Below are 23,926 nucleotides of genomic sequence, written 5' to 3'. Positions count from 1 at the left end.
AACAGGCGCGCTTGAGCCCGTCGTACGGGAAAATGATCGCGAGAAGTGGAGCGGAAAGCCGAATCAGAGCCACTGAACGGTCGATGAGGCTCTGGTTAACCGTTAACCCCCTCGATACCTTTCAACTATCAGACGGAAACAACCCCGGATGCCGGCCCGGGCGCCTGATCCCCCACCCGCGCGTGACAACGAGGAGTGCGCGATGACGACCATCGACCCGCACCTGGCCCAGGTGCCCCCGGCCGGTTCGACCCTGACCGATTCCGATACCCCGCCCAGCGCCTCGGGCAAGCTCATCACCGCGATGGCGCTGGCTCAGTTCGGCGCCTACCTGACGATCCTGACGCCCGTCGTGGTCACGATGTCGATCCGGGTCGCGCAGATCGCTCCGGACAACAAGACCTCCGCGCTCAGTGCCGTGCTGTCCGTCGGCGCGATCCTGGCCCTGATCGGCAACCCGTTCTTCGGCGCGATGAGCGACCGCACCACCTCGCGCTTCGGCAAGCGGCGGCCCTGGCTGATCGGCGGCATGCTCGGCGGCCTGGCCGGCCTGACCATCGTGGCGCTCGGCACGAACATCCCGACGCTGACCGCCGGCTGGGCCCTCGCGCAGTTGGGCGTGAACGCGACGCTGGCCACGCTGACCGCGCTGCTGCCCGACCAGATCCCGGCCCACCAGCGCGGACGCGTCGGCGGCATTCTCGGCCTGATGACCTCGGTGGCCATCCTCGGCGGCACCTCGCTGGCGGCGCTGCTCTCCGGTCACACGGCGGCGATGTTCCTGGTGCCCGCGGTCATCGGCGTCGCCACGGTCGCCCTGCTGATCGTCATCCTCAAAGACCGCCCGGCCCGCGCCGGTCATTTCGGGCCGTACCGGTTCCGCGAGTTCGTGCAGACCTTCTACGTGCACCCGCGCCGCCACCCCGACTTCTCGTGGAACCTGCTCAGCCGGTTCCTGATCTGGATGGGCATCGCCAGCGTCACCACCTACCAGGCGTACCTGCTGATCGACCGCTTCGGCTACACCACGGACAACGTGGCCGGTGGCGTTCTGATCGCCACGCTCGTCACCACGGCCGGTCTGGTCGGCGGATCGTCCATCGGCGGCTGGCTCTCCGACCGCAGCGGACGACGCAAGCCGTTCGTGCTCGGCGCCGGCGTCGTCATCGCCGTGGCGCTCGCGCTCATCGCGCTCAGCCACACGTTCGCGCTGTTCCTGATCGCCGCGCTCATCTTCGGCGTCGGCGAGGGCATCTACCTCGCGGTCGACCTGGCCCTGGCCACCGACGTGCTGCCCAACCCGGACGACGCCGCTAAGGACATGGGCGTGCTGAACATCGCCAACGCGCTGCCGCAGTCGCTCGTGCCGATCCTGGCCGCGCCGATCCTGGCCATCGGCGCCGGCGGCGAGAACTACGGCCTGCTGTTCCTGTGCGGCGCGGTCGTCGCGATCGTCGGCTCCACGCTCGTCCGCCTGATCCGCGGCGCCCGCTGACAAACGCGCAACATCGCTCACCCGCGGCGCCGGCTGACCAATCGCCCGCCAGAAACGAGGCACGCCATGCACCCGTACGAGAACGAAAGCCTCCCCGTCGAGGAGCGCGTCACCGACCTGATCGGGCGGATGACGCTCGAGGAGAAGGCCGGCCTCATGTTCCACACGATGGTCGCGGTCAACCCGGACGGCACCCTGTACGAGCCGGACTCCCCCAAGGGCATGTTCCCGTCGACCGACTGGCTGGTCCGCGACAAGCTCATCACCCACGTCAACATCCTCACCATGGCCCCGGTCGCACCGCAGCAGATCGCCGAGTGGCACAACCGCATCCAGGAACTCGCGGCCGGCAACCGGCTGTCCATCCCGGTGACCGTGTCGACCGACCCGCGGCACGGCTTCATCGACAACCCGGCCACCAGCGCCGCGGCGGGCGGCTACTCCGTCTGGCCCGAGCCCATCGGCCTCGGCGCCACCAGGGACGCGAAGCTGGTCCGCGAGTTCGCCGACATCGCCCGGCAGGAATACCTGGCCACCGGCATCCGGGTCGCCCTGCACCCGATGGCCGACCTGGCCACCGAACCGCGGTGGGCGCGCACCAGCGGAACGCTCGGCTCGGACGCCGACACGGTCGCCGAACTGCTCGCCGCGTACATCGAAGGCTTTCAAGGTGCCCAGCTCGGCCGGGACAGCGTGGCCGCCATGGTCAAGCATTTCCCCGGCGCCGGACCGCAACTGAACGGCGAGGATGCACATTTCCCGTACGGGCGTGAGCAGGTCTACCCCGGCGGCCGGTTCGCCGAGCACCTCAAGCCGTTCGAGGCGGCCTTCCGGGCGGGCGCCGCGCAGGTCATGCCGTACTACGCGATGCCGGTCGGAACCCCGTACGAGGAAGTGGGTTTCAGCTTCAGCAAGGGCATCGTGACCGACCTGCTGCGGGGCACGTACGGCTTCGAGGGTGTCGTGTGCACCGACTGGGGCCTGGTCACCGACGCCGACGACGTGATGGGGGCGCCGATGCCGGCCCGCGCGTGGGGTGTCGAGAGCCTGGACCGGCTCGCCCGGGTCGAGAAGATCCTGCACGCGGGGGCCGACCAGCTCGGCGGCGAGTACTGCCCCGAGCTGATCGTCCGGCTGGTCGGCGAGGGACGTGTCGCCGAGTCGCGGATCGACGAGTCGGCGCGGCGGATCCTGCGCGACAAGTTCCGGCTCGGCCTGTTCGACGGCCGGCGGTACGTCGACACCGAGGCGGCCGCACGCATCGTCGGCCAGTCGTCGTTCGTCGCCGCCGGCCTGGAGGCGCAGCGCCGCTCGATCGTCGTGCTGACCGACAAGGAGACGCTGCCCTTGGCCGAGGGCATTTCCGTGTACGTGGAAGGGGTCGACCCGGCCGTCGCCGCGCGCTACGCCAAGGTCGTCGACTCCCCGGCCGGGGCCGACATCGCGATCCTGCGCCGGGCGGCCGCGTTCGAACCCCGTACGGAAGGCTTCGAATCGTTCTTCCACGCCGGCCGTCTGGACTGGACCGACGGCGAGTTGCAGCCGTTCTTCGCGGTCGACGACATCGTGCCGACCGTGGTCGACGTGCTGCTCGACCGGCCCGGCGTGCTCACCCCGGTCGCCGCCCGGGCCGCCGCGCTGACCGCCAGTTTCGGGGCGAGCGACGAGGCGCTGCTCGACATCCTGTTCGGACGGGCCACCGCCACCGGCACGCTGCCGTTCGAGCTGCCGTCGTCGATGGCCGAGGTCGAGGCGTCCCGCGAGGACGTGCCCAACGACACCGCCAACCCCCTCTTCCCGTACGGGCACGGGTTGCACTGAACGCCGTCCCACTCTGCCCCGCTGCACCTTGCGTACGGGCGTCCGGTCCTTTGTGTCCGGATAGTTTCGGCTCAGAGAACAAGACTTTTCAATCATCGCGCCAAAGTTATGGACGTGTGAACAGAAGTCGGCCTAGCGTGCGTGTCACCCATCGATCCACGTCGAAGCCTGGACGGTCCGATGAAGACACGGCTCGCGCTCCTCGCCACCCTCACGCTCGCGGGCCTGTTGCCCGCCCTACCCGCCTCCGCCGCCGACGTTCCCGCCCAGGAGCCCGGCGTCACGTTGCGCACGTTCGACCTGCAGACCTCGAACAACGCGATCTGCACGCTCAAGCCCGGCCAGACGCCCAACATCGACAAGAAGATGTCGACGGTCAACTGGACGACCGCGGCCGACTTCGGGCTCGAGGACCGCTTCCAGTCCGAGGTGATCGGCAACGTCAACATCACCACCGCCGGTTCGTACGCGTTCCGCCTGACCAGCGACGACGGCTCCCGGCTGAAGATCGACAACGCGACCGTGATCGACCACGACGGGGCACACGGGGCGACCGCCAAGGAGGGCTCGGTCAGCCTGACGACCGGGTACCACGCGCTGCTCATCGAGTACTTCGAGCGCGACGGCGGTCAGCAGCTCACCCTCGAGTGGCGTCCGCCGGGCGCGTCGGCCTTCGTGGTGGTGCCGAACAGCGCGCTCAGCACCGACGCAGGCGTCGTCCGGGTCACCGCACCGGGTAAGAAGGAGTGCGAGGCGTCCGGCGACTCGCCCGGCGACGGGTTGCCGCTGACCGGCGTGCACCCCGGCTACACGCTCACCAACCTGCGCCCGTCCGGGTTCAATCCACAGGTCAGCGCCATGGACTGGTTCCCCGACGGCCGGCTGGCGATCAGCACCTGGGGCGGCAGTGACACGTCGACCGGCAAGGTCTACATCCTCAGCGGGGTCACCGGCAACACGTCGCCCAGTCAGGTCACGTACCGGGAAATCGCCTCTGGTCTTCGTGAGCCGATGGGCCTGAAGATCGTCGACGGCAAGATCTACGTCTCCCAGAAGCACGAGCTGACCGAGCTCAACGACACCAACGGCGACGGCACGATCGACCAGTACCGGCGGGTCGCGACCTGGCCGTTCGACGGGAACTTCCATGAGTTCGCGTTCGGGCTGCTCTACAAGGACGGGTTCTTCTATCTGAACCTGTCCGTGTCGATCAACCTGGGCGGCGCGACCACCGACCCGCAGGGCTCGCCCAACCGCGGCACCACCCTGAAGATCAACCGCTCGACCGGTGCCGTGCAGTACATCGCGGGTGGTCTGCGCACCCCGAACGGCCTCAACTTCGGGCCCGACGGCGACGTGTTCGTGCTCGACAACCAGGGCGGCTGGCTGCCCGCGTCCAAGCTGGTGCAGGTCAAGCAGGACCGGTTCTTCGGCCACTACACCAACCCGGACGGCCCGTTCGACACCCAGCCGGTGACCAACCCGGTGCTGTGGCTGCCGCAGAACGAGATCGCCAACTCCCCGAGCACCCCGGTGATGCTCAACTCCGGCCCGTACGCGGGACAGATGCTCTTCGGCGACGTCACCTACGGCGGCGTCCAGCGGGCCTACCTGGAGAAGGTCAACGGCGAGTATCAGGGCGCGGTGTTCCGGCTGACCCAGGGGCTCGAGATGGGCGTGCTGCGGCTGAGTCAGGGACCGGACGGGGCGCTCTACGCGGGCGGTCTCGGCGCGGGCGGCAACTGGGGGCAAGAGGGCAAATTGACGTACGGGCTGCAGAAGCTCACGCCCAACAACACCAGCGTGTTCGACATCAAGGCCATGCGCGCGATCGCCGACGGTTTCGAGTTCGAGTACACGCAGCCCGTCTCGGCCGCGACCGCCGCCTCGTACAAGGTGAAGCAGTGGCGCTACCAGCCGACACCCGACTACGGCGGTCCCAAGATCGATGAGGAGACGCTCTCGGTCACGTCGGCCACGCTGTCGGCCGACCGGCTCAAGGTGACGGTCAAGATCGCCGGACTCAAGCCGGGACGGGTGGTGCACGTACGGTCGCCGCGGCCCTTCACCTCGACGTCGGGCAGCTCGCTGTGGAGCACCGAGGCCTGGTACACCCTGAACAGCCTGGCTGACGGCACCACGCTCAAGTCGGACCGGGTCGAGGCCGAATGGTCGGGCCAGACCGGCGCCGCGACGTTCGCCAAGGACCACACGGGCTACACGGGCTCCGGTTTCTCGGCCGGTCACGGTGCGGTCGGTGCGGCGACGACGTTCACGGTCAACGTCCCGACGGCCGGCACCTATCCGACGGCGCTCCGCTTCAGCAACGGTCCCAACCCCTCAGCCGGGACCAAGACCATTTCCCTGTACGTCAACGGGTCGCGCATCAAACAGGTCAGCCTCGCCGACACCGGGAACTGGGACACCTGGGCGGTTCTGAATGATTCGGCGGCCCTGCGAGCGGGTGGCAACACCATCTCGTATCGCGTCGACACCGGCGACATCGGGCACGTCAACCTGGACAGCCTGACCATCGGGTCCGCTTCTTCCTCGGGCTCCGGCACCGGGACCATCACCGGCATCGCGGGCAAGTGCCTCGACGTGGACAACGCGGGCGCGGCCAACGGCACGAAGATCCAGCTGCACACCTGCAACGGCACGTCGGCGCAGAGCTTCACCCGCTCGGGCGATACGCTGCGGGTGCTCGGCAAGTGCCTGGACGTCGACAACGGCGGAACCGCCAACGGCACCAAGGTGCAGCTCTACACCTGCAACAGCAGTGCCGCCCAGGTGTGGCAGCCGCAGGCCAACGGGTCGCTGCTGAACCCGCAGTCGGGCAAGGTGCTCGACGCGGCCGGCGGGGCCAGCGCCGACGGCACGCAGATCCAGATCTGGGAGTGGGCCAACGTCGCCCAGCAGCGGTGGACCCTGAACGGCCCGTCCCGGGTGACCCTGTTCAACGGGGGCTCGCTGTCCGCCTTCCAGAACTCCGACGGCAGCGCGCCGACCTGGCCCGTCTCCGGCGGATCGGCCGAGGTGCTGGGCGGTGACCTGCGGACCAAGCAGACCTACGGCGACTTCAAGCTGCACGTGGAGTTCTGGTTGCCCAACCTGCCGGCCGACGTGACCGGGCAGCAGCGGGCCAACAGCGGGGTCTATCTGCAGGATCGATACGAGGTGCAGGTGCTCGATACGTACGGGAAAGCGGTCCTGGCCAATGACGACTCGGCGGCCATCTATCAGAAGCGGGCGGCGTCGACCAATGCCGGCACGGCGCCGGAGACCTGGCAGACCTACGACATCACGTTCCGGGCGGCGCGCTTCAACGGCACCACGAAGACCGAGAACGCGCGGGTCACGGTCGTCTGGAACGGCGTGACCGTCCACAACAACGTCGAGATCGACGGGCCGACCGGCGCCGGGGCGGCGGAATCGGCGGCCCCGCTGCCCATCCGCCTGCAGGACCACGGCGATCCGGGCGCGAACGTGCGCTACCGCAACATCTGGATCGAACCGGCTTGATCCACTTCGCCGCTGCCCCCGGTTCTCCCCGGGGGCAGCGGCTCTCTTGCGGCTACTCCGTGGCTCTGGCGCGGCTGCTTCGTGGCTCTCGCGCGGCTATTTCGTGAAGAAGGCGAGAAGGTTGCCGTCCGGGTCGGGCAGCGTGAAGACCCGGCGGCCCGCCTTGTCCTTATGTGGCTCGTCGAGGGGCGCGAAGCCGTTGGCCACGACGAAACCGTAGGCCTCGTCGATGCTGTCGACCTTCATGTAGAGCGTGGCCCCCGGCCCGGCCGCGGCGGCGGCCTCGGTCGAGAAGGTCAGCCAGAACCAGTTGACGTAACAGGTGTATTCGGTGTCGCTCCGCTTGCCCGCGCGGAAGCCGAGGCTCTCGTAGAACGCGGCCGTCTTGTCCAGGTCGCTGGAGGCGTAGACGAGGCCGGAAATGCTGCCGATCTTCATGGTGTGCTCCTCTCCGTTACCTCTCTGTCGGATGGAGCCGCGCAAGTGTGACAGGCCCTACGTCTGGTGGCGCTCGCGGTAGGTGCGGGTCTTGTGCCGGTTGCCGCAGACCTCCATCTCGCACCAGCGGCCGCGCCCGTTGCGGGACGTGTCGTGGAACGCCCACCGGCAGTCCGGGGCCGCGCAGAGTTTGATCCGGTGCCAGTCGCCGCGGGCCGCGCTCCCGGCCACGGTCTCGACGATCACATTGAGCCACGGCCGGCCCGAATGGGCGGCGATGCGCAACCCACCCGCCGGATCGGGCTCGACCCGCAGCGGATGCCCGGCCAGGGCCAGGATGACATCGGCGTCCGGGTCGCCGAGCAGCGACCGGCGCAGCGCCGAGCGCAGCTCCACGGTGGCGGCCAGATCATCCGGCCCGAGCTCGGATTCGCCGGGCGGCAGATGGTTGACCACGATCCAGCCCCGGAGGGCCTGCGGTGACGTCAGCTCGTCACCGGCGACGTGGGTCTGACCGTGCCGGCTGAACGTCCGCTCGTCGACGGTGTTGAGGAACTCCTCGATCAGCTGCAGCACGCTCACGACACCACTATAGCGACTAGCCGGTGTTGACAGCCTCCGACACCAGCATTAGGTTTCATTGGTGTCGAACGAATGAGGGAGGCAAGCATGCTCGACGTTTCCGGAGCAGACCTCGAAGACCTGCGGTCCCGCCTGCGTGCGACCCGTTGGGCGACGCCCTGGCCGGTCCCGGGCTGGACGGCCGGCACCGACGGTGACGAGCTGAAGCGCCTGGTCGGCTACTGGGCCTCGGCCTACGACTGGCGCAAGCAGGAAGCCGCCATCAACGCTCTGCCCCACCACTACGCCGAGATCGACGGCACGACCGTCCACTATCTCCGCTACGACGGCGAACGCGAAGGCGCGCTGCCGATCCTGCTCGCCAACGGCTGGCCCAGCACGTTCCTCGAGCTGACCGGCCTGGCCGAGCGCCTGTCGTCCTCGTCCGGGCACGGCGGCACGGTCATCGTCCCGTCCCTGCCCGGCTATGGCCTGGCCCCCCAACTGCCGGCCGTCGGCGCGCCCCCGTTCACCCACGACGTGTGGCATCGGCTCATGAGCGACGAGCTCGGCTTCGCCCGCTACGGCGCCCACGGTTCCGACATCGGCGCCGGCGACGTCGCCCGGCTCGCCCAGGCCTACCCGGCATCGGTGGCCGGCCTGCACGTGCTCGACGTGGCACGCCCACCGCACTACGACCCCGCGAGCCTGACCGTCGACGAGCAGGCCTATCTCGACGCCGAGGAGGCGTGGGAGGTCGAGGAGCGCGGCTATTCGCACCAGCAGCAGACCCGCCCGCTCACCCTCGCCCAGGGACTGTCCGACTCACCGTCCGGCCTGCTCGCCTGGATCCTCGAGAAGTACCGGGCGTGGAGCGACTGCGGCGGTGACGTCTCGACCCGGTTCAGCGACGATTTCCTGCTGACCCAGGCCTCGCTCTACTGGTTCACCAACGCCATCTCGACGTCCTTCCGCCCCTACTACGAGCGGGCCCACCGCCTGGTCCCACCGGTCGAGCGGGTCGAGGTGCCGACCGCCGTCGCTCTGTTCCCGGCCGACCTGGGCGGCCGCTTCCCGCGCAGCTGGGCCGAGCGGGCCTACCACGTCACGCGCTACACCCGCATGCCACGCGGGGGCCACTTCGCCGCCCACGAGGAACCCGACCTGCTGGCCGCCGACATCACCGAGTTCTTCCGCGACCTGGACTGACCCCGTCAGTCAGCCACCGGTGGTGATGAGGACGATCGAGGCGGCGGCCGATACGTCACAACCAGTCGTGTTCACGGGCATAGCGGGCCGCCTCGTGGCGGGTCCGTGTCTGCGTCTTCTGCATGGCGTTGGACAGGTAGTTGCGGACGGTCCCGGGCGCCAGATGCAACCGCGCGGCGATGTCGGCCACCGAGTAGCCCTCGCTGGTCACCCGCAGCACGTCCAGTTCCCGGTCGGTGAGCGGGACGTCGTCGATGACCGCGAGCGCCGACACGTCCGGGTCGATCCACCGCTTGCCCTGCTGCAGGGTGCCGATGACGGTCGCGATGTGCGACGGGTCGGCCGACTTGCTCACGAACCCCTGCACACCGAGCTTCAGAGCCTTCCGCAGTACGCCGGGACGGGCGTGCCGGGTCAGCATCAGGATCACTTGTTCCGGCCGTTCCTTCCGGATCGCGGCCACGGCTCCGAGTCCGTCCACGTTCGGCATCTCGAGGTCGATGACCAGCACGTCCGGCCGGTGCCGCAACGTCGCCTCGACCGCCTCGGCCCCGTCCGCGGCCTCCGCGAGCACCTCGACGTCGCCCTCGAGGGGCAGGATCGCCGCCATCGCCTTGCGCAGCAACGCCTCGTCATCGGCCAGCACAACCGTCGTCACAGCGCACCCTCCCCGGAGACATGCCCCGCGGCGGCTGCGACGGGTGCGGCGCGTGCACCGGCCTGCGGGAAGACGGCGGCGGTCGTGAACTGACCGGCCTCGAGCGACACGGTCAACGTGCCGCCGTCGTCGGCCAGGCGCCGGCGCAGCGCCGAGAGGCCGCGCAGCTCGGGGTCGCCGGATCCGGTGGCCGCGCCGTCGTTGACGATGGTGATGCCCGCGGCGGACAGCACGATGCGCACCTGAGTGGCCTCCGCGTGCCGCAGGATGTTCGTCGTCGTCTCGCGCAGCACCTGACCGAGCGATTCGCTCACTCGCGCATCGGCGTCCGCCTCCCGCGTCACCCGTACGTGGATGCCGGCCGCCTCGAACAGGTTCTTGGCGTTCTCGAGCTCGGCCGACAGGTTCAGCCGTCGCTGGGCGTACGCGAGCTCCTTGGTCTGTCTGATCGTGTCGCTCACCAGACCGTGGATCTCCTGCAACTCCGCCTCGGCGCGGGCCGGATCGGTGTGCACGAGCTTGCACGCGAGCGCCGCCTTCAGCTTCACGACGTGCAACGTGTGCCCCTGGATGTCGTGCAGATCGCCGGCGAAGCGCACACGTTCCCGGATGACGGCCAGCTCGGCCTCGCGCTCGCGGGACATCTCCAGCTCCTGAATGATCGCGTAGAACCGCTCACCCACGAACGACAGCACCATGATCAGCACGGTCACGCTCGTCGGGATGAGCACATACCGGACCAGGGCGTCGCTGCCCTCGATCAGCAGCCGCAGCGATCCGACCGCGGCGACGAAGACGACGAGCGCGGCCGTGGCCTCGTACTGCCGGCGCGGCAACCGCGTGAGAGCCAGCGAGGCGACGCAGGCGACCCCCCAGTACGCGTTCGGGCTGCCCACGACGAGCACCCCGAGCGGCCACACGACGCCCGCGACGATCGTGCACGGCCAGGCGACCCGGCCGATGTCGTTCGCCGTCCACCGCTCGAAAGCGACCAGGGTCGCGATCGCTCCGGGGGCCAGCACGAGCACGTGCCACCAGTCGCGCACATCGACCGCCACCACGAACACCGCGGCGAGCACGATCATCGGCGTCGCGGTGTACAGGTTGAGGCGACGCAGACGTCCCTGGGTCGCCTCGGTGATGTGCAGCGGTCTTGCTCTCACCCCACCAGTATTCGCCGTCGTCCGGCCCGCCTGACAGTGACACCACGTCACATGTCGTGATGACACAGCGGCACTGCCCGGGAGGAGGTGTTCGCTGGTGTCATCGAGTCATGTCCACGCCAGTGATCGAAGTCGAGAACCTCAACCTCACCTACGGCGACTTCCACGCCGTCAAGGATCTGACCTTCGAGGTCCGCCCCGGGGAGCTGTACGCGCTGCTCGGCACCAACGGAGCCGGCAAGACCTCGACCCTGGAGACCATCGAGGGTCACCGTACGCCGACGTCGGGCACCGTACGGGTCTTCGGGCACAGTCCCGGCGACCGTAAGGCCGTCCGCCCGCGGATGGGCATCATGCTCCAGGAGAGTGGCTTTTCTCCCGATCTGACCGTACGGGAGTCGGTCGGCCTGATCGGGACGCTCACCCGGCGCACCGACGACGTCGACCGGGTGATCGACGTGGTCGACCTGACCCGCAAGGCCGGCACCCAGGTCGGTCAGCTGTCCGGCGGCGAGAAGCGGCGGCTCGACTTCGCGACGGCCGTGTACGGCACCCCCGAGCTGATCTTCCTGGACGAGCCGACCACCGGTCTGGACATCCAGTCCCGCGACGACCTGTGGAACGCGGTCGACCGGCTGCGCGAGAACGGCTCGACCGTCGTGCTGACCACGCACTACCTGGAGGAGGCGCAGCAGCGCGCCGACCGGATCGGGCTGATGCACCAGGGTGTCTTCCACCATGAGGGCACGGTCGCCGAACTGACCCGCACGCTGCCGTCGGTCATCAGGTTCACGCTCGGCGGGCCGGCCCCGGCGTTGCCCGTGCAGGCGATCGTCGGCGCGGACGGTTCCGTGCTGGTCGAGACGTTCGGCCTGCAGAAGGACCTGGCCCTGCTGCTGGGCTGGGCCGAGAACCACGGCGTCGAACTGCGTGACCTTTCGGCCGGCCCGACCCGCCTGGACGACGTCTTCCGCGCCATCGAGTCTTAATTCCTTCCCACCGTACGTATTGAGCGCGCTCGATTCTCCGACCACGTCGACTTTTGAATGGGACGAAAATGTTCGCCATTGCTCGTACCGAGCTCATCCAGATCTTCCGGAACCGGCTGGTGCTGGTCACCAGCTTCGTCATCCCGGTCGCGATCAGCGCCTTCTTCATCTATCGGCACGACGTGTTCTCGCAGGTGGGCAGCCTCGGCTACATCGCCGCGATCGTCATGTTCACGGTCGGCGCCTTCGGCCTCTACACCTCGACAGTGACGACGCTGGCCTCCCGCCGGCAGAACCTCTTCCTCAAGCGCTTGCGGTCCACCGCGGAGAGCGACGCGGGCATTCTGGCCGGGCTCGTTCTGCCCGCTACGGTCATCGCCCTGGTCCAGGTGACCGGAATTCTGATCGTTCTGAGCGCGGTCGTCGGCACGCCGGACAATCCGCTGCTGCTCGCGGTCGCCGTCATCGCCACCGTGGCCATGATGATCGGCCTGGCGCTGGCCACGGCCGGGGTGACCAACTCCCCCGAGCATGCCCAGGTGACCACATTGCCGGTCAGCCTCGGCGTCATCGCCGTGGCGAGCTGGGTCGGCATCACCGGCACCGAGGAGCTCGCCCAGGTCAAGCGGCTGCTGCCCGGCGGCGCGGCGACCGAACTGGTGCTGAACGCGTGGAACGGCGGCGCCGCCCTGAGCGACTCGCTCATTCTGCTGGCCCCTACGTTCGCCTGGGTGTTCGTCGCGGTCACGTTCGCGCGCCGGATGTTCAACTGGGAGCCGCGCCGCTGACGCCGGTCCGCCGGCTGCCCCGGGTCGATCGAGGGGCAGCCGGCGGCGGCGTTTTGGGCGGATATGCTGGACCGACCATGACGTCCGAGCTGCTCGACTTCCGCCGCATCTACGTCGAGCCGGCGGCCGCCGAACTCCCCCGCGGCCGCGAGGTGCTGGCCCGCTATCCGCAGGCGACGGTCGTCGAGGTGGAGAGCCATAACCGGATCGACGAGCTCTACGGCGACGAGACCAACGTCAACCGGTGGGTACGCATCAAACGGGAAGCGCTCGTACTCGGCGTGAAGAAGACGCTCACCGCCCGGCCCAACGGACGGTCGGCCGACTTCATCGCCCCGTCGACGGCCAATGGATGCGCGATGGCCTGCGCGTACTGCTACGTGCCGCGGCACAAGGGCTACAGCAATCCGATCACCGTGTTCGCCAACATCGACCGGATCACCGGCTATCTGACCCGGCACGCCGCCCGGCAGGGCACCAAGACGACGCCGAACGAGTGCGACCCGTCCGCGTGGGTCTACGACATCGGCGAGAACTCGGACTGCAGCGTCGACGCGCGGATCAGCGACAACGTGCAGGACCTGGTCGGGCTGTTCCGGTGGATGCCGAACGCGAAGGCGTCGTTCGCGACCAAGCACGTGAACCGCGACCTGCTCGACTGGGATCCGCAGGGCCGGACGCGGATCCGCTTCTCGCTCATGCCCGCGCGTGACGCGAAACTGCTCGACATCCGCACGTCGCCGATCGCCGAGCGGATGGCCGCGATCGACGATTTCGTGGCGGCCGGCTACGAGGTGCACGTGAACTTCAGCCCGGTCGTCGTGCGGGACGGGTGGCTCGACGACTGGGCCGAGTTGCTCGGCGAGTTGCACGCGTCGATCGGCCCGGCCGCGCGCCGGCAACTCGCGGCCGAGGTCATCTTCCTGACCCACAACCGGGATCTGCACCAGGTCAACCTGGGCTGGCACCCGAAGGCCGAGGAGCTGATCTGGCGGCCCGACCTGCAGCAGCCGAAACGGTCGCAGAACGGGTCGTGGAACGTGCGCTACCGCACCGGGGCGAAGGGACAGTACGTCGCGGCCCTGGTCGACCTGATCGGCGAGCGCCTGCCGTACTGCCGCATCCGGTACGCGTTCTGACGTACAACGCCTCCTGGCGCATCGTCCGCGGCCCCTGACGCCGGAACTGGCAGGAAGCTCTCAGGCTCGTTGCCGATACTGCTCTGTGGCCGTGCCGTGCCGCTGGCGCCATGCTGTCCGACCGACCGAGGAGTTTGTGTGTCCGTGCTCGCCGAAGCCGCCCCCGACGAGTCCGGAGGGTTGACCGGGTGGGCCGTCGGCCTCATGGAGTCGCTGGGCGGTGTGGGGGCCGCGCTGATCGTCGGCCTGGACAACCTGTTCCCGCCGATCCCGAGCGAACTGGTGCTGCCGCTGGCCGGATTCTCGGCCAGCCGGGGCGTGTTCAGCCTGCCCGAGGCGCTGTTCTGGACCACGCTGGGCTCGGTGGTCGGCGCGATGATCGTCTACTGGGCCGGCGCACTGCTCGGACGTGAGCGAACACGCAGTCTGGTGGCGTACCTCCCGCTGGTCAAGGTGCAGGATTTCGACCGTTGTGAGGAGTGGTTCGCCAAACACGGCACCAAGGCGGTCTTCCTCGGCCGCATGGTGCCGTTGTTCCGCAGCTTCATCTCGCTGCCGGCCGGTGTCGAACGGATGAGCTTCTGGAAGTTCACCCTGCTGACCACGGCGGGCAGCTTCATCTGGAACACCATCTTCGTCACGGCCGGGTTCCTGCTCGGCGAGAACTGGCATCGCGTCGAGGGATACGCGGGCGTCTTCCAGAAGGTCGTCATCGCCGGCGTCGTGATCGGCGTGGGCTACTTCGTCTGGCAACGCTTGAGGTCCCGCCGCAACGGCACCACGGACGCAGACGCCACCGTGGTGATGCCGATCGTGCGCGACCGGCCGCGCAGCCACCGCCGGTAACTGAGCGTTCGCGCCCGGGCCGTCCACTCCACGGCCCGGGCGCGGGCTTGCTCAGGCGAGCTTGCTCAGGCGAGCTTGCTCAGGCGGCGACGCTCGACCGGGACTGCGCCGGTGCGCTCGAACGGTCGCGGCGGAAGAGCAGGACCGCGGCGAAGGCCAGCAGCCAGACGCTCCACAGCACGTACCCGAGGAAGTTGGCGAAGTCGACGCCCGGCACACCCAGCGGCGACACCACGCCGGTCGCGATCAGGACGGCCGACACGCCGCCAAGCGCGACGAACCACCACCCGGCGAACGCCCGGCCCAGAGCGGCCAGCACGAGCAGCGTCCAGGCGGCGGTGAGCGCATAACCGAGCGTTTCCCCGATGAGCGTTCCGAGCACATGATGCGCGGTTTCGAACGACGCGCGGTCACCCGAGGACGCGTACCCGGGAACGAGCAACGGCCATCGGGACAGTCCGATCACCTGGACGACCGCGGCGGCGACACCGACCGGCACGGAAATGCGCATCCATCGAACGCGGGCCAGCCGTCCGACGCCGAAAGCGATCGGCGCGAACAACGCCGCAGACAAAGCGAGCACGGTGAACCAGGAAACCACCGCAGTCTGGTGAGCGGTGAACGACGCCAGGATGACGTCGGTCGGCTCCTTCAGGATGTCCGGGTAGTCGAAGACGCTGCCCAGCACGGTGAAGGCGACATTGGTGAGCACGGCGGCCGAAACGAGCAGTGCGGCGGTCAGTTTGCGGTTCATGTGAAGTCTCCCCTGCGGATACGTGCGACGAGTTGGTTGTCGGGGTGGTCAAGAAGGTGTTCCCGGGCGAGCACCTCGACCCGGTCGTGGTCACCGGCCAGGAAGGCCGAGGCGATCGCCACCGTCTGCCGGTCGCGGGACGTGACGGCCGACGCCCGGGCCCGGGCGAAGAGCGTGAGCGCCGCCGAGACGAGTTCATCGGTCATGGGCGCAGCTTCGCCGGAACGGCTGACGCTGGGCTGACGCGGCGGTTTTATGCTGCGTCAGTGCTGACCGTGGCGGTGCTCGGCCCGCTCGACCTGCGGCTCGACGGCGTCCGGCTCGAGGTGCCGGCCGGCCGGACGACCGAGGTGCTGATCCGCCTCGCCCTCGACGCCGGGCATGCCGTCCGCGCCGAGCGCCTCATCGAAGACCTCTGGGCGGGCCGGGCCACCCCGAACGTGTTGCAGGCCAAGGTGTCCAAGCTGCGCCGGGTGCTCGGGGATCCCGGACTGGTCAGTGGCGGTCCGACCGGCTACACACTGCACGTCGATCCGTCCGGGGTGGACGCGCTCGAGGTGCTGCGCACCGCGGCCCTCCCCAGGCCGGACACCGGTCTCCTGACCCATTTCCGCGGCGACGAGCTGCTGCCGGACGCGGGCGACGGCGAATGGCTCGGGCCGTGGCGCGGCCGACTCGCCGAAGCGAGGTTGCGGCTGACCGAGGCGTACGCCGAATCACGGCTCGACGCGGGCAGCAGCAGCTCGTCCGAGTTGCGGGAGCTGGTCGCCGCGCATCCGTTGAGCGAGAACCTGTGGCGGCAGCTCATCACGGCCCTCTATCGCGAGGGTCGCCAGGCCGACGCCCTCGACGCGTACCGGCAGGCGCGCACCCGGCTGGCCGACGAGCTCGGACTCGACCCGGGCCCGGCCCTGCGCGACCTGGAACGGCGCATCCTCGTGCAGGACGCCGGACTGGCCGCCGGCAACCTGCCCGCACTCACCGCCTCGATGATCGGCCGGGACGCGGAACTGAGCGAAGTTGTCCGTCTGATGAGCGCTGCGCGCATGGTGACGGTCGTCGGGCCGGCCGGAGTGGGCAAGACACGGCTCGCGATCGAGGCGGCCCGGGGCGCGGGCGGCTGGTTCGTGCGCCTGGAGACGGCGAACGACCAGACCGACGTCTGGCGGGCGGTGGGCGAGACGTTCTCGCTGCCGGAAGCGAACGAACCGATGGTGCTCGAACGTGTCCGTACGTTGCGCGCCCTGCTCGTTCTGGACAACTGCGAGCAGGTCGCCGAGCCGCTGGCCCCGATCGTCGAGCGCATCCTGACCGCGGCACCCGGGATCACCGTGCTCGCGACCAGTCAGGTTCCGCTCACCATCGAGGGCGAGACCGCGTACGGGCTCGGGCCGTTGCCGTCGGACGCCGCCGCCGAACTGTTCCGGGAACGCGCGAACCGGCATCGCCGCATCGGCCCGGACGAGGACGTGGACAGCGTCGTCCGGCAGCTCGACGGTCTCCCGTTGGCGATCGAGCTGGCTGCGGCCAGAGCCAAGGCGCTTCCCGTACGCGAGATAGCACGCCGCCTCGACGACCGGTTCACGCTGCTCAACGATCCCAACAGCCGTCGCCCGGCCCGGCGCCGCACCCTCCGGGCGGCGATCGAGTGGAGCTACGACCTGCTGTTCCCCGACGACCAGCGCGGGCTGTGGGCGCTGGCCACATTCGCCGGCGGCGCGCCGCTCGAGGCGGCCGAGCGGGTGCTCACCGCACTCGGCGTGCCGTCGCAGGCCGCACTCGACGTGCTCGACCGGCTGGTCGACCGCTCCCTGGCGATCGCCGAGATCGGCGCGGCGGGCGCCCGCTACCGTCTGCTCGACAGCGTCCGCGCCTACGGTCGTGAGCGCATCGCACAGTCCGGCCTGTCCGACGCAGCGGCCAAGGCCCACGCCACCTGGTACGCGACCATGGCCGCCGACGCCGACCCGCACGGCGCCGGCCAGGCGAACTACGTGTCGTTCGCACGCACCGAACGCGCCGACATCGACGCCGCAATCGCGTGGTCCCGGACGCACGACCCGCACACGGCCCTCCGCATCGTCAACGGTTTCGGCTGGGCCTGGATCTTCCTGGGCGCCGGCCGCGACGCCGCCCGGCGCGCCCGCATGGTGGCGTTGTCCGCGCTCGCCGAGCCGAACGCGCAGGATGCTCACCGGCCGCCGGGCAGCGAAGCGCGCAAGACGCCACCAACCGGCAACCGGCAAACGCGCAGTGCGGCTGTAGCGGCGGATCCGGAAGCGGGCGATGTGCCGACCGATGAGCGGGTGGACGCGCTGTTGTTCGCGGCCTGGTTCGAAGCGTCCGGCGGGGATCTGGAACGCGCGTTTGCGGATGTGGAAACTGCTCGCCGGATCGCGCCGGAACCGAGAACGCTGTTGTTTCTCGCGTTTCTGCACAGCCAGCACGGGCGTCCGGCGGCGGCGCTCGAAGCGATCGCGGAGTTCCGGAAATCCGCTCAGGGGTGGGAAGCGGGCGCGGCGGCACTGCTGGCGGCGTGGGCGTATACCGGGCTCGGCGACACCGTGCGGGCTCGCGCGGCCTGCGACCAGGCCATCGGCATTCTGACGCCACTCGGAGATGCGTGGGCGCTCAGTCACGCCGAGGCTCTGCTGGGCGGGCTGGCTCAGGCCGAGCACCGGTTCGCGGACGCGGTCGCTCATCTCGGCGCCGCCGCGGATGCCGCGCACCGCCTCGGGTTCGCCGCGGCCGAGTCGCTGCACCTGGCCAACCTGGGGCGGGCCCAGCAGCAGAACGGCACGCTGCTCGACGCGCTCGAAACGCTGGAACGGGCGGCCGTGACGGCGGAGTCGGTGAGCGATCTGCGCAACGTCGCCTATGCGCGCACACGCCGGGCCCGGGTGTTGCGCGCACTCGGCCGGCTGGACGAGGCCCGCGCCGACGTCGCGGTGGCCCGGCGCTGTTACGACGACTTGTTCGCGCGCTACTTGTCCGCAGCGCTCACCAACGACGCTCCGGCGCTGCACCAGGTGGTGGCCGATGCGCGCGAAGTGAGCGATCACGAGGTGGAACTGCTCGCCCTGGACGAACTGGCCGCCCTCGAGCCCGACGACACCACCGCACAGGAACTGCGCGCCGCCGCCGACGCGCTGCTGCCCGCGGTCGCGCACCTGGTCACCCCGGACGACAGGCACCCGCGCACCTGAGCGCACCGCTCACCCGAACGAACAACCACGGTCGCGCACCTGGTCACCCCGGACGACCGGCACCTGATCGCTTTCTGCGGGGGCCTCGATCCGTAGGCTGGCCGGATGGTTGATCTCGCTCGGGTGGCCCGCCGATGTTCGTTGATCGTGGACTCGCGGTCGTTCGAGGTGACGATCGTGGTGATAATCGGGCTCAATGCCGCCCTGTTGTGCGTCGAGACCTATCCGCTGGCCGAGTCGATCTCGTATCTGCACTGGCTCGAGTGGTTCTTCCGGGCCGTGTTCGTTTCGGAGATCGTGGTGCGGATTCTCGCGTACGGGAAAAGGCCTCAGGAATTCTTCCGGCACGGGTGGAACGTATTCGACTTCGTTGTCATTGCGGCCGTTTTCATCCCGGGGCTGCATGGGGACACTGCGGCTCTGCGGGTGATCCGGATGGCGCGCGTCGTGCGGCTGGTGCGGTTCTCGCCGGGGCTTCGGACGATTGTGACCGCTCTTCTGCGCAGCCTGCCGGGGGTCGGTGGGTTTCTGGCGCTGGCGCTGGTGACTTTCTATGTGTACGGCATGACCGGTTGGCTGATCTTCGGGGATATGTATCCCGACGAGTACGGGACAATTGGGCACGCTGTGCTCACGCTCTTCGTGCTGTTGTCGCTCGAGACGTTGCCGGATCTGATCGAGCAGGGGATCGCCCTGTCGCCGTGGACGCTCGTGTATTACGTCAGCTATGTGCTGATCACGGTCAATCTGCTGCTGAACATTCTGATCGCGGTCTTCGTCAATTCAATGGAGGAGGCGCGGCGGCTGGAGATGACCGAGAGCCTGGCCGTCGACGAGGATCAGGACGGCATCCCGGACAACATCGACCGGATCATGGTCAGCCAGCGGCTCGACGACCTCCGGACGATGATCACCGAACTGGAGCGCGATCTGCGCATCGACCGCGAACCGCGCCGGCCGGGCGGCGGCTCGATCCCCCGCCCCAGCCCCGACCGGGGAGGGTCAGCCGCCCGATGACAACGGCGGCCACCGGGCCAGGACAGGCTCAGCTGTTCCGGCGCCGGCGGGTGAAGAACATCAGCGCCGCGCCCAGCAGGACGACCAGGCCACCGCCGCCGGCCAGCAGCGCGACCGGCGCGCCGGTGATCGGGAGGCCACCACCGCCACCACCGCCGCCGCCGGAGCCGCCGGGCGGGGTGGTGGGCAGGCAGCGCAGCCGGCCGGATGAAAGGGGGCACCGAACCACGCCGAACCATTTAAGGATCTTTAAGGTACGGCGTTCATCCGCGCGGAAGAGCGCCCCCGTAGTTGTCGATGCAGCAGCGAAGCAGCCGACTACGAAGGAGCCACGCATGTACCGGAACCAGCGCCGCAGGATGTCCTCGACGATGCGCAAGGTGGTGCTGGGCGCCTCCGCGGTGGTTCTCGCGGGCGGCGCGTACGCCATCAGCACGGGCGTGAGCAGCGCGGGCGAGAACTGCGACGGCCTCGACCAGGCCCTGCGGCAGAACCTCCAGTTCATCGCGGGCCAGCGGGCCGCACCCGACGCCCAGTCCGAGGCCCGCATCGCCAACCGTCAGGCCGTGGTCGACCTGATCAACCAGCGCCGCGTCGTGGCCGGTTGCAACGCGAACGTCGCGGGCGAGGTCCCGGGCGCCGCCGCCCCCGCCCAGCCTGGCGGCAACCAGGCCGGCGGGGGCGACCAGGCGGCCCCGAAGCCGCCGGCGGCCAACCCGCCCGCCGCGAACCCGCCCGCCGGCAGCCCGGGCACCGAGGGCGAGGTCGTCTGCAAGGGCTCGACCGTGACGCTCTCCGGCGAGGCCGGCGCCCCGTTCGCGTCGAGCGGCACCTTCCCGATCGGCACCACCCTCAAGGTCACCAACCTGGACAACAACAAGAGCATCACGGTCAAGGTGGAGACCACGTCGGGCAGCTGTGTGCTGCTCAACAACGCCGCCTTCGAGGGCGTGCGCGAGCCGGGCAAGTTCCTGATCCGCCGCGCCGTGATCGAGAAGCTGGGCTGAATCGTGAAAGGCCCGGCCTACGCGTAGTAGCGGTAGATAGGCCGGGCCACGCACGCGGGCTTGTCCACGCCCTCGATCTGCACGGTGAAGTCGTACGCCACCTGGACGCACCGCGAGGCCACCTCGGTCACCTCGGCCCCGACCGCGGCCAGCCGGATGTGCGAGCCGACCCGCACCGGGCTCGGGAAGCGCACCTTGTCGAGCCCGTAGTTGACGCCCATCTTGACGCCCTCGACCTGCAGCATCTCGGCGAAGAACGGGATGACCAGCGACAACGTCAGGTAGCCGTGGGCGATGGGGGCACCGAACGGACCCTTCGCGGCGCGTTCGACGTCGACGTGGATCCACTGGTGGTCGCCGGTGGCCTGGGCGAACTGGTTCACCCTGTCCTGGGTCACCTCGAACCACGAGCTGTGCCCGAGGTCGCGGCCGGCCAGGGTCTTGAGCTCGTCGAGCCCGGTGAGCGTGATCATGCCCCGAGTATCCGCCGGGGACGGCCGGTCGTCGATCCCGTGAACCACCGGTCAGGGCCAGGGGCTGCCGGCCGGGGGCTGTTCCGCGTCCGTACGATCGGCCGACGGCAACCACAGCACGAACGTGCTCCCGTTGCCCGGCGCCGAGAACGCGGCCACCCGGCCCCCGTGCGACTCCACGATCTGCCGCACGATGGCCAGCCCGAGTCCCGTACGACGCTCGCGGCGGCCACCCGGCGGTTCGGCATTTTCGCCCCGCCAGAACCGGTCGAACACCCGGGCCAGGTCGTCCGGCGCGATGCCCGGTCCTTCGTCGGCCACAGCCAGCCACAACCACGAGCCGACCTGCCCGGTCGCCACCGTCACCGTCGAGTCGGCAGGCGCCAGCCGCAGCGCGTTGGACAGCAGATTGCCGACCGCTCGCCGCAGCGCGTCGGCGTCGCCGATCAGGTGCAGGCCGGCCGCCGTCTCGTAGCGCAGGGTGAGCGCACGGGGCGTCACGAACGACTCCTCCCCCGCCTCCCGCGCGACCACCGACAGGTCGACGTCCGCGTCCACGGTCGCGTCGGCGTCCCGCCGGGCGGTGGCCAGCAGGTCTTCCACCAGGCGCGACATGCGGGTGGTGGCCCGGTCGACCACCGCCACGGCCCGGCTGCGTTCCTCGGGCGTGGCCTCTTCGGCGTTGAGCGAGGCGTCCAGGTTGGTGCGGATGATGGCGAGCGGGCTGCGCAGCTCGTGCGAGGCGTCGTCGATGAGCTGCCGCTGGGCCCGGAACGCGTGGTCCAGCCGGTCGAGCATCGAGTCGATGGTGTCGGCCAGGTCGCGCAGCTCGTCCGGCGGCCCGTTGAGCTTGATCCGCCGGGACAGGTCGGTCGCCTGGATCTCGCGCGCGGCCCGGGTGATCGCGCCGACCGGCCGCAGCGCCCGGCCGGACAGCACCCAGCCGATGCCGAGGCTGGCCACGAACAGCACCCCGAGGGCGATCAGCGAGTAGGTGCGCAGGGCTTCGAGCGTGCCGTAGTTGACCGCCGCCTGGATCTGGCTGACCTCGGCGACGTTGGCCGTGCCCTGGAACCGGCCGTCCCGATAGATCTTGGCCACCTGGGCGGTGACCTGCTGCGGCTCGGTGGTCTGGGCGACCAGGATGTAGATGACCCCGAGCGTGACCCCGGCCAGGGCGAACAGCACCGTCGAATAGATGACGGTGAGCCGGAACCGGATCGACCGGAACACCTCGGGGCGTTTCACGACGACTATCCCTCCCGCAGCCGGTAGCCCCGGCCGACAACGGTCTCGATCGATCCTTCGCCGAGCTTGCGGCGCAGGGTGCCGACCGTGACCCGTACGGTCTGGGTGAACGGATCGGCGTTGGCGTCCCACACGTGCTCGAGCAGTTCCTCGCTGGAGACGACATGTCCGGGCCGGGTCATCAGGTATTCCAGGACGCCGAACTCCTTGGGCGTGAGCGCCAGCGGCCGCCCGGCCACGGTCACCTGGTGGCGGGCCGAGTCGAGCACCACGTCCCCCACGGTGAGCCGGGCCGAGCCGCCGGACGTGTCACGACGCAGCAGCGCCCGTACGCGGGCCTGCAGCTCCGCCAAATGAAAGGGCTTGACCAGGTAGTCGTCGGCGCCGCCGTCGAGGCCCCGCACCCGGTCGTCGAGCCCGCCGCGGGCGGTCAGCATGAGCACCCGCGGTTCGCTGCCGCCCGGCGTCGGCGTCTCGCCGCTGCGCAGCGACCGGCACAGGGTGAACCCGTCGCCGTCGGGCAGGTTCACGTCGAGCAGCATCAGGTCGTATTCGTTGACGGTCAGCCGGTCATAGGCCTGGGCGACGTCGAGCGCGACGTCCACCGCGTAGCCACTGCGGGCGAGCCCGACGCGCAGGCCCTCCGCCAGATCTTCTTCGTCCTCCACCACCAGCAACCGCATTGAACAACTATCCCCGGGCGATCAGCGAATCGGCCACCTGGCGGGCCCGTTCGATCGGCACCGCGAACCCGATGCCGATCGAACCGCCGCCCTCCATGGTGGCGATGGCGGTATTCACCCCGATCACCTCGCCGCGCGCGTTGACCAGCGGTCCGCCCGAATTGCCGGGGTTGATGGAGGCATCGGTCTGTACGGCGGTCTGCCGGGTCTGGCCGCCGAGCCGCACCTCGCGGTCGAGCGCGCTGACGATGCCGGCTGTGACCGTGCCGCTGAGGCCGAGCGGGGAGCCGACCGCCAGGACCGGCTCGCCGACCCGGGTCGCGCTCGGATCGGCCAGGGCGAGCGGGCTGGGCGCGCTGCCCTGGGTGACCCACAGGACGGCGATGTCGCTGCCCGGATCGCGGCCGACGATCTCCGCGGTGCGGCGCTGACCGTCCTGGCCGACGACCGACACCGATCCCCCGCCGCCGCCGGCCGCGACGACGTGGTTGTTGGTGACGATGTGCCCCCGGTCGTCGAAGACGAAGCCCGAGCCGGAGGCACCCCCTGATCCCGTACGGACCTGGACCGAGACGACACCCGGCAGAACCGTGGCGGCCGCGCCGACCAGGTCGGACGGCACACCAGGCTGAGCCGGCGGAACAGCGGTGGCGACGGGCTCATCGGAGGAGCGGCCCGCGACGTAACCCGCCGTCCCGCCCGCACCGGCCGACAGACCGATCACGGCGAGAGCCGCGACGGCCGCCGCCGGCAGGCGCCTACCGCGGGTCGCGGCGTGGGCCGCCACCCCGGAGGCCGGTTGCGGTGCGGTGGCCCAGTCGGGCGAGTGGAACTCAGGTCCGCGAGGCGATCCCAGTCCAGACATGACGATCCTTTCCCAAGTGCGTCGGGGAAGCCGATGAGGGCGAG

Annotated in this window: 22 protein-coding genes; 11 read left to right on the top strand and 11 right to left on the bottom strand. The window is 69.7% G+C overall.

Annotation, left to right across the window (positions count from 1 at the left end):
* Nucleotides 1-202: 202 nt before the first annotated feature.
* From KOI35_RS36795 to KOI35_RS36785, 3 genes are all read left to right on the top strand, one after another.
* The gene (locus KOI35_RS36795; RefSeq protein ID WP_215793316.1) at nucleotides 203-1,495 is read left to right on the top strand and encodes an MFS transporter; all 1,293 of its coding nucleotides are present in this window, start codon (nucleotides 203-205) and stop codon (nucleotides 1,493-1,495) included.
* A 66-nt stretch (nucleotides 1,496-1,561) separates the two neighbouring features.
* Nucleotides 1,562-3,316: a glycoside hydrolase family 3 protein gene (locus KOI35_RS36790; RefSeq protein ID WP_215793315.1), complete on the top strand. Its 1,755-nt coding sequence runs from the start codon at nucleotides 1,562-1,564 to the stop codon at nucleotides 3,314-3,316.
* Between the two features lie 180 nt (nucleotides 3,317-3,496).
* Nucleotides 3,497-6,838 carry a 3-keto-alpha-glucoside-1,2-lyase-like domain-containing protein gene (locus KOI35_RS36785; RefSeq protein WP_215793314.1) on the top strand — a complete coding sequence of 1,114 codons (3,342 nt, stop codon included), beginning with the start codon at nucleotides 3,497-3,499 and terminating at the stop codon, nucleotides 6,836-6,838.
* Between the two features lie 96 nt (nucleotides 6,839-6,934).
* On the opposite strand, the gene KOI35_RS36780 is transcribed toward KOI35_RS36785, so the two are convergent.
* Both KOI35_RS36780 and KOI35_RS36775 read right to left on the bottom strand, forming a co-directional pair.
* Entirely contained in the window at nucleotides 6,935-7,276 is a 342-nt protein-coding gene (locus KOI35_RS36780; RefSeq protein ID WP_215793313.1) for a VOC family protein, read from the bottom strand.
* 57 nt (nucleotides 7,277-7,333) lie between these two features.
* Nucleotides 7,334-7,858 carry a CGNR zinc finger domain-containing protein gene (locus tag KOI35_RS36775; RefSeq protein WP_215793312.1) on the bottom strand — a complete coding sequence of 175 codons (525 nt, stop codon included), beginning with the start codon at nucleotides 7,856-7,858 and terminating at the stop codon, nucleotides 7,334-7,336.
* Nucleotides 7,859-7,945: 87 nt separating this feature from the next.
* Between KOI35_RS36775 and KOI35_RS36770 the strand changes: the two genes are divergently transcribed.
* Nucleotides 7,946-9,046: an epoxide hydrolase family protein gene (locus KOI35_RS36770; RefSeq protein ID WP_246614342.1), complete on the top strand. Its 1,101-nt coding sequence runs from the start codon at nucleotides 7,946-7,948 to the stop codon at nucleotides 9,044-9,046.
* A 55-nt stretch (nucleotides 9,047-9,101) separates the two neighbouring features.
* Here the strand turns inward: KOI35_RS36770 and KOI35_RS36765 are convergent, their stop codons facing one another.
* Both KOI35_RS36765 and KOI35_RS49155 read right to left on the bottom strand, forming a co-directional pair.
* Nucleotides 9,102-9,704, bottom strand: coding sequence for a response regulator transcription factor (locus KOI35_RS36765; RefSeq protein ID WP_215793310.1), 603 nt, complete (start codon nucleotides 9,702-9,704; stop codon nucleotides 9,102-9,104).
* A complete protein-coding gene (locus tag KOI35_RS49155; protein WP_215793309.1) occupies nucleotides 9,701-10,867 on the bottom strand; it encodes a sensor histidine kinase in 1,167 nt (388 codons plus the stop codon). The genes KOI35_RS36765 and KOI35_RS49155 overlap by 4 nt, the downstream gene beginning before the upstream one ends.
* 110 nt (nucleotides 10,868-10,977) lie before the next feature.
* Here KOI35_RS49155 and KOI35_RS36755 point away from each other — a divergent pair, with 110 nt between their 5' ends.
* The 4 genes from KOI35_RS36755 to KOI35_RS36740 all read left to right on the top strand — a co-directional run bounded on the left by KOI35_RS36755 (nucleotide 10,978) and on the right by KOI35_RS36740 (nucleotide 14,629).
* A complete protein-coding gene (locus tag KOI35_RS36755) occupies nucleotides 10,978-11,856 on the top strand; it encodes an ABC transporter ATP-binding protein (RefSeq protein ID WP_215793308.1) in 879 nt (292 codons plus the stop codon).
* A 68-nt stretch (nucleotides 11,857-11,924) separates the two neighbouring features.
* Nucleotides 11,925-12,644, top strand: a complete 720-nt coding sequence (locus tag KOI35_RS36750; RefSeq protein WP_215793307.1) for an ABC transporter permease — start codon at nucleotides 11,925-11,927, stop codon at nucleotides 12,642-12,644.
* Between the two features lie 77 nt (nucleotides 12,645-12,721).
* Nucleotides 12,722-13,783, top strand: coding sequence for a spore photoproduct lyase family protein (locus KOI35_RS36745; RefSeq protein ID WP_215793306.1), 1,062 nt, complete (start codon nucleotides 12,722-12,724; stop codon nucleotides 13,781-13,783).
* Nucleotides 13,784-13,921: 138 nt separating this feature from the next.
* Nucleotides 13,922-14,629 carry a DedA family protein gene (locus KOI35_RS36740; RefSeq protein WP_308121314.1) on the top strand — a complete coding sequence of 236 codons (708 nt, stop codon included), beginning with the start codon at nucleotides 13,922-13,924 and terminating at the stop codon, nucleotides 14,627-14,629.
* A gap of 79 nt (nucleotides 14,630-14,708) precedes the next feature.
* Here KOI35_RS36740 and KOI35_RS36735 read toward each other — a convergent pair whose 3' ends face one another.
* Nucleotides 14,709-15,383, bottom strand: a complete 675-nt coding sequence (locus tag KOI35_RS36735) for a DUF4386 family protein (RefSeq protein WP_215793305.1) — start codon at nucleotides 15,381-15,383, stop codon at nucleotides 14,709-14,711.
* Nucleotides 15,380-15,589, bottom strand: a complete 210-nt coding sequence (locus KOI35_RS36730; protein ID WP_215793304.1) for a hypothetical protein — start codon at nucleotides 15,587-15,589, stop codon at nucleotides 15,380-15,382. Before KOI35_RS36730 ends, KOI35_RS36735 begins: the two co-directional genes overlap by 4 nt.
* 60 nt (nucleotides 15,590-15,649) lie before the next feature.
* Between KOI35_RS36730 and KOI35_RS36725 the strand changes: the two genes are divergently transcribed.
* Together KOI35_RS36725 and KOI35_RS36720 are read left to right on the top strand one after the other, a co-directional pair.
* Entirely contained in the window at nucleotides 15,650-18,589 is a 2,940-nt protein-coding gene (locus KOI35_RS36725) for an ATP-binding protein (RefSeq protein WP_215793303.1), read from the top strand.
* A gap of 168 nt (nucleotides 18,590-18,757) precedes the next feature.
* Complete coding sequence (locus tag KOI35_RS36720; RefSeq protein WP_308121313.1) at nucleotides 18,758-19,606, top strand: ion transporter; 849 nt, start codon at nucleotides 18,758-18,760, stop codon at nucleotides 19,604-19,606.
* 28 nt (nucleotides 19,607-19,634) lie between these two features.
* Here KOI35_RS36720 and KOI35_RS36715 read toward each other — a convergent pair whose 3' ends face one another.
* Nucleotides 19,635-19,835 (bottom strand): hypothetical protein, encoded by a 201-nt coding sequence (locus KOI35_RS36715; protein ID WP_215793301.1) that lies wholly within the window; start codon nucleotides 19,833-19,835, stop codon nucleotides 19,635-19,637.
* Nucleotides 19,836-19,941: 106 nt separating this feature from the next.
* Here KOI35_RS36715 and KOI35_RS36710 point away from each other — a divergent pair, with 106 nt between their 5' ends.
* The gene (locus tag KOI35_RS36710; RefSeq protein WP_215793300.1) at nucleotides 19,942-20,613 is read left to right on the top strand and encodes an SCO2207 family protein; all 672 of its coding nucleotides are present in this window, start codon (nucleotides 19,942-19,944) and stop codon (nucleotides 20,611-20,613) included.
* A gap of 17 nt (nucleotides 20,614-20,630) precedes the next feature.
* Here KOI35_RS36710 and KOI35_RS36705 read toward each other — a convergent pair whose 3' ends face one another.
* From KOI35_RS36705 to KOI35_RS36690, 4 genes are read right to left on the bottom strand one after another with little or no spacing between them, the layout of a single operon-like run.
* On the bottom strand, nucleotides 20,631-21,086 hold the full coding sequence (locus KOI35_RS36705; RefSeq protein ID WP_215793299.1) for a MaoC family dehydratase: 456 nt from the start codon (nucleotides 21,084-21,086) through the stop codon (nucleotides 20,631-20,633).
* Between the two features lie 51 nt (nucleotides 21,087-21,137).
* Nucleotides 21,138-22,334, bottom strand: a complete 1,197-nt coding sequence (locus tag KOI35_RS36700) for a sensor histidine kinase (RefSeq protein ID WP_215793298.1) — start codon at nucleotides 22,332-22,334, stop codon at nucleotides 21,138-21,140.
* Between the two features lie 5 nt (nucleotides 22,335-22,339).
* A complete protein-coding gene (locus KOI35_RS36695) occupies nucleotides 22,340-23,017 on the bottom strand; it encodes a response regulator transcription factor (protein ID WP_215793297.1) in 678 nt (225 codons plus the stop codon).
* Between the two features lie 7 nt (nucleotides 23,018-23,024).
* Nucleotides 23,025-23,882 carry a S1C family serine protease gene (locus KOI35_RS36690; protein WP_215793296.1) on the bottom strand — a complete coding sequence of 286 codons (858 nt, stop codon included), beginning with the start codon at nucleotides 23,880-23,882 and terminating at the stop codon, nucleotides 23,025-23,027.
* Nucleotides 23,883-23,926: the final 44 nt, after the last annotated feature.

Origin of the sequence: Paractinoplanes bogorensis, from assembly GCF_018829635.1 — a bacterium.
Taxonomy (GTDB): Bacteria; Actinomycetota; Actinomycetes; order Mycobacteriales; family Micromonosporaceae; genus Actinoplanes; species Actinoplanes bogorensis.
This window is presented reverse-complemented; position numbering and strand designations above follow the sequence as displayed.

What these genes read in the sequence shown, in the direction of transcription:
- KOI35_RS36795 (WP_215793316.1), top strand. Translation starts at nt 203, where the DNA reads ATGACGACCATCGACCCGCACCTGGCCCAGGTGCCCCCGGCCGGTTCG.
- KOI35_RS36790 (WP_215793315.1), top strand. Translation starts at nt 1,562, where the DNA reads ATGCACCCGTACGAGAACGAAAGCCTCCCCGTCGAGGAGCGCGTCACC.
- KOI35_RS36785 (WP_215793314.1), top strand. Translation starts at nt 3,497, where the DNA reads ATGAAGACACGGCTCGCGCTCCTCGCCACCCTCACGCTCGCGGGCCTG.
- KOI35_RS36780 (WP_215793313.1), bottom strand. Translation starts at nt 7,276, where the DNA reads ATGAAGATCGGCAGCATTTCCGGCCTCGTCTACGCCTCCAGCGACCTG.
- KOI35_RS36770 (WP_246614342.1), top strand. Translation starts at nt 7,946, where the DNA reads ATGCTCGACGTTTCCGGAGCAGACCTCGAAGACCTGCGGTCCCGCCTG.
- KOI35_RS36755 (WP_215793308.1), top strand. Translation starts at nt 10,978, where the DNA reads ATGTCCACGCCAGTGATCGAAGTCGAGAACCTCAACCTCACCTACGGC.
- KOI35_RS36750 (WP_215793307.1), top strand. Translation starts at nt 11,925, where the DNA reads ATGTTCGCCATTGCTCGTACCGAGCTCATCCAGATCTTCCGGAACCGG.
- KOI35_RS36745 (WP_215793306.1), top strand. Translation starts at nt 12,722, where the DNA reads ATGACGTCCGAGCTGCTCGACTTCCGCCGCATCTACGTCGAGCCGGCG.
- KOI35_RS36735 (WP_215793305.1), bottom strand. Translation starts at nt 15,383, where the DNA reads ATGAACCGCAAACTGACCGCCGCACTGCTCGTTTCGGCCGCCGTGCTC.
- KOI35_RS36730 (WP_215793304.1), bottom strand. Translation starts at nt 15,589, where the DNA reads ATGACCGATGAACTCGTCTCGGCGGCGCTCACGCTCTTCGCCCGGGCC.
- KOI35_RS36710 (WP_215793300.1), top strand. Translation starts at nt 19,942, where the DNA reads ATGTACCGGAACCAGCGCCGCAGGATGTCCTCGACGATGCGCAAGGTG.
- KOI35_RS36705 (WP_215793299.1), bottom strand. Translation starts at nt 21,086, where the DNA reads ATGATCACGCTCACCGGGCTCGACGAGCTCAAGACCCTGGCCGGCCGC.
- KOI35_RS36695 (WP_215793297.1), bottom strand. Translation starts at nt 23,017, where the DNA reads ATGCGGTTGCTGGTGGTGGAGGACGAAGAAGATCTGGCGGAGGGCCTG.
- KOI35_RS36690 (WP_215793296.1), bottom strand. Translation starts at nt 23,882, where the DNA reads ATGTCTGGACTGGGATCGCCTCGCGGACCTGAGTTCCACTCGCCCGAC.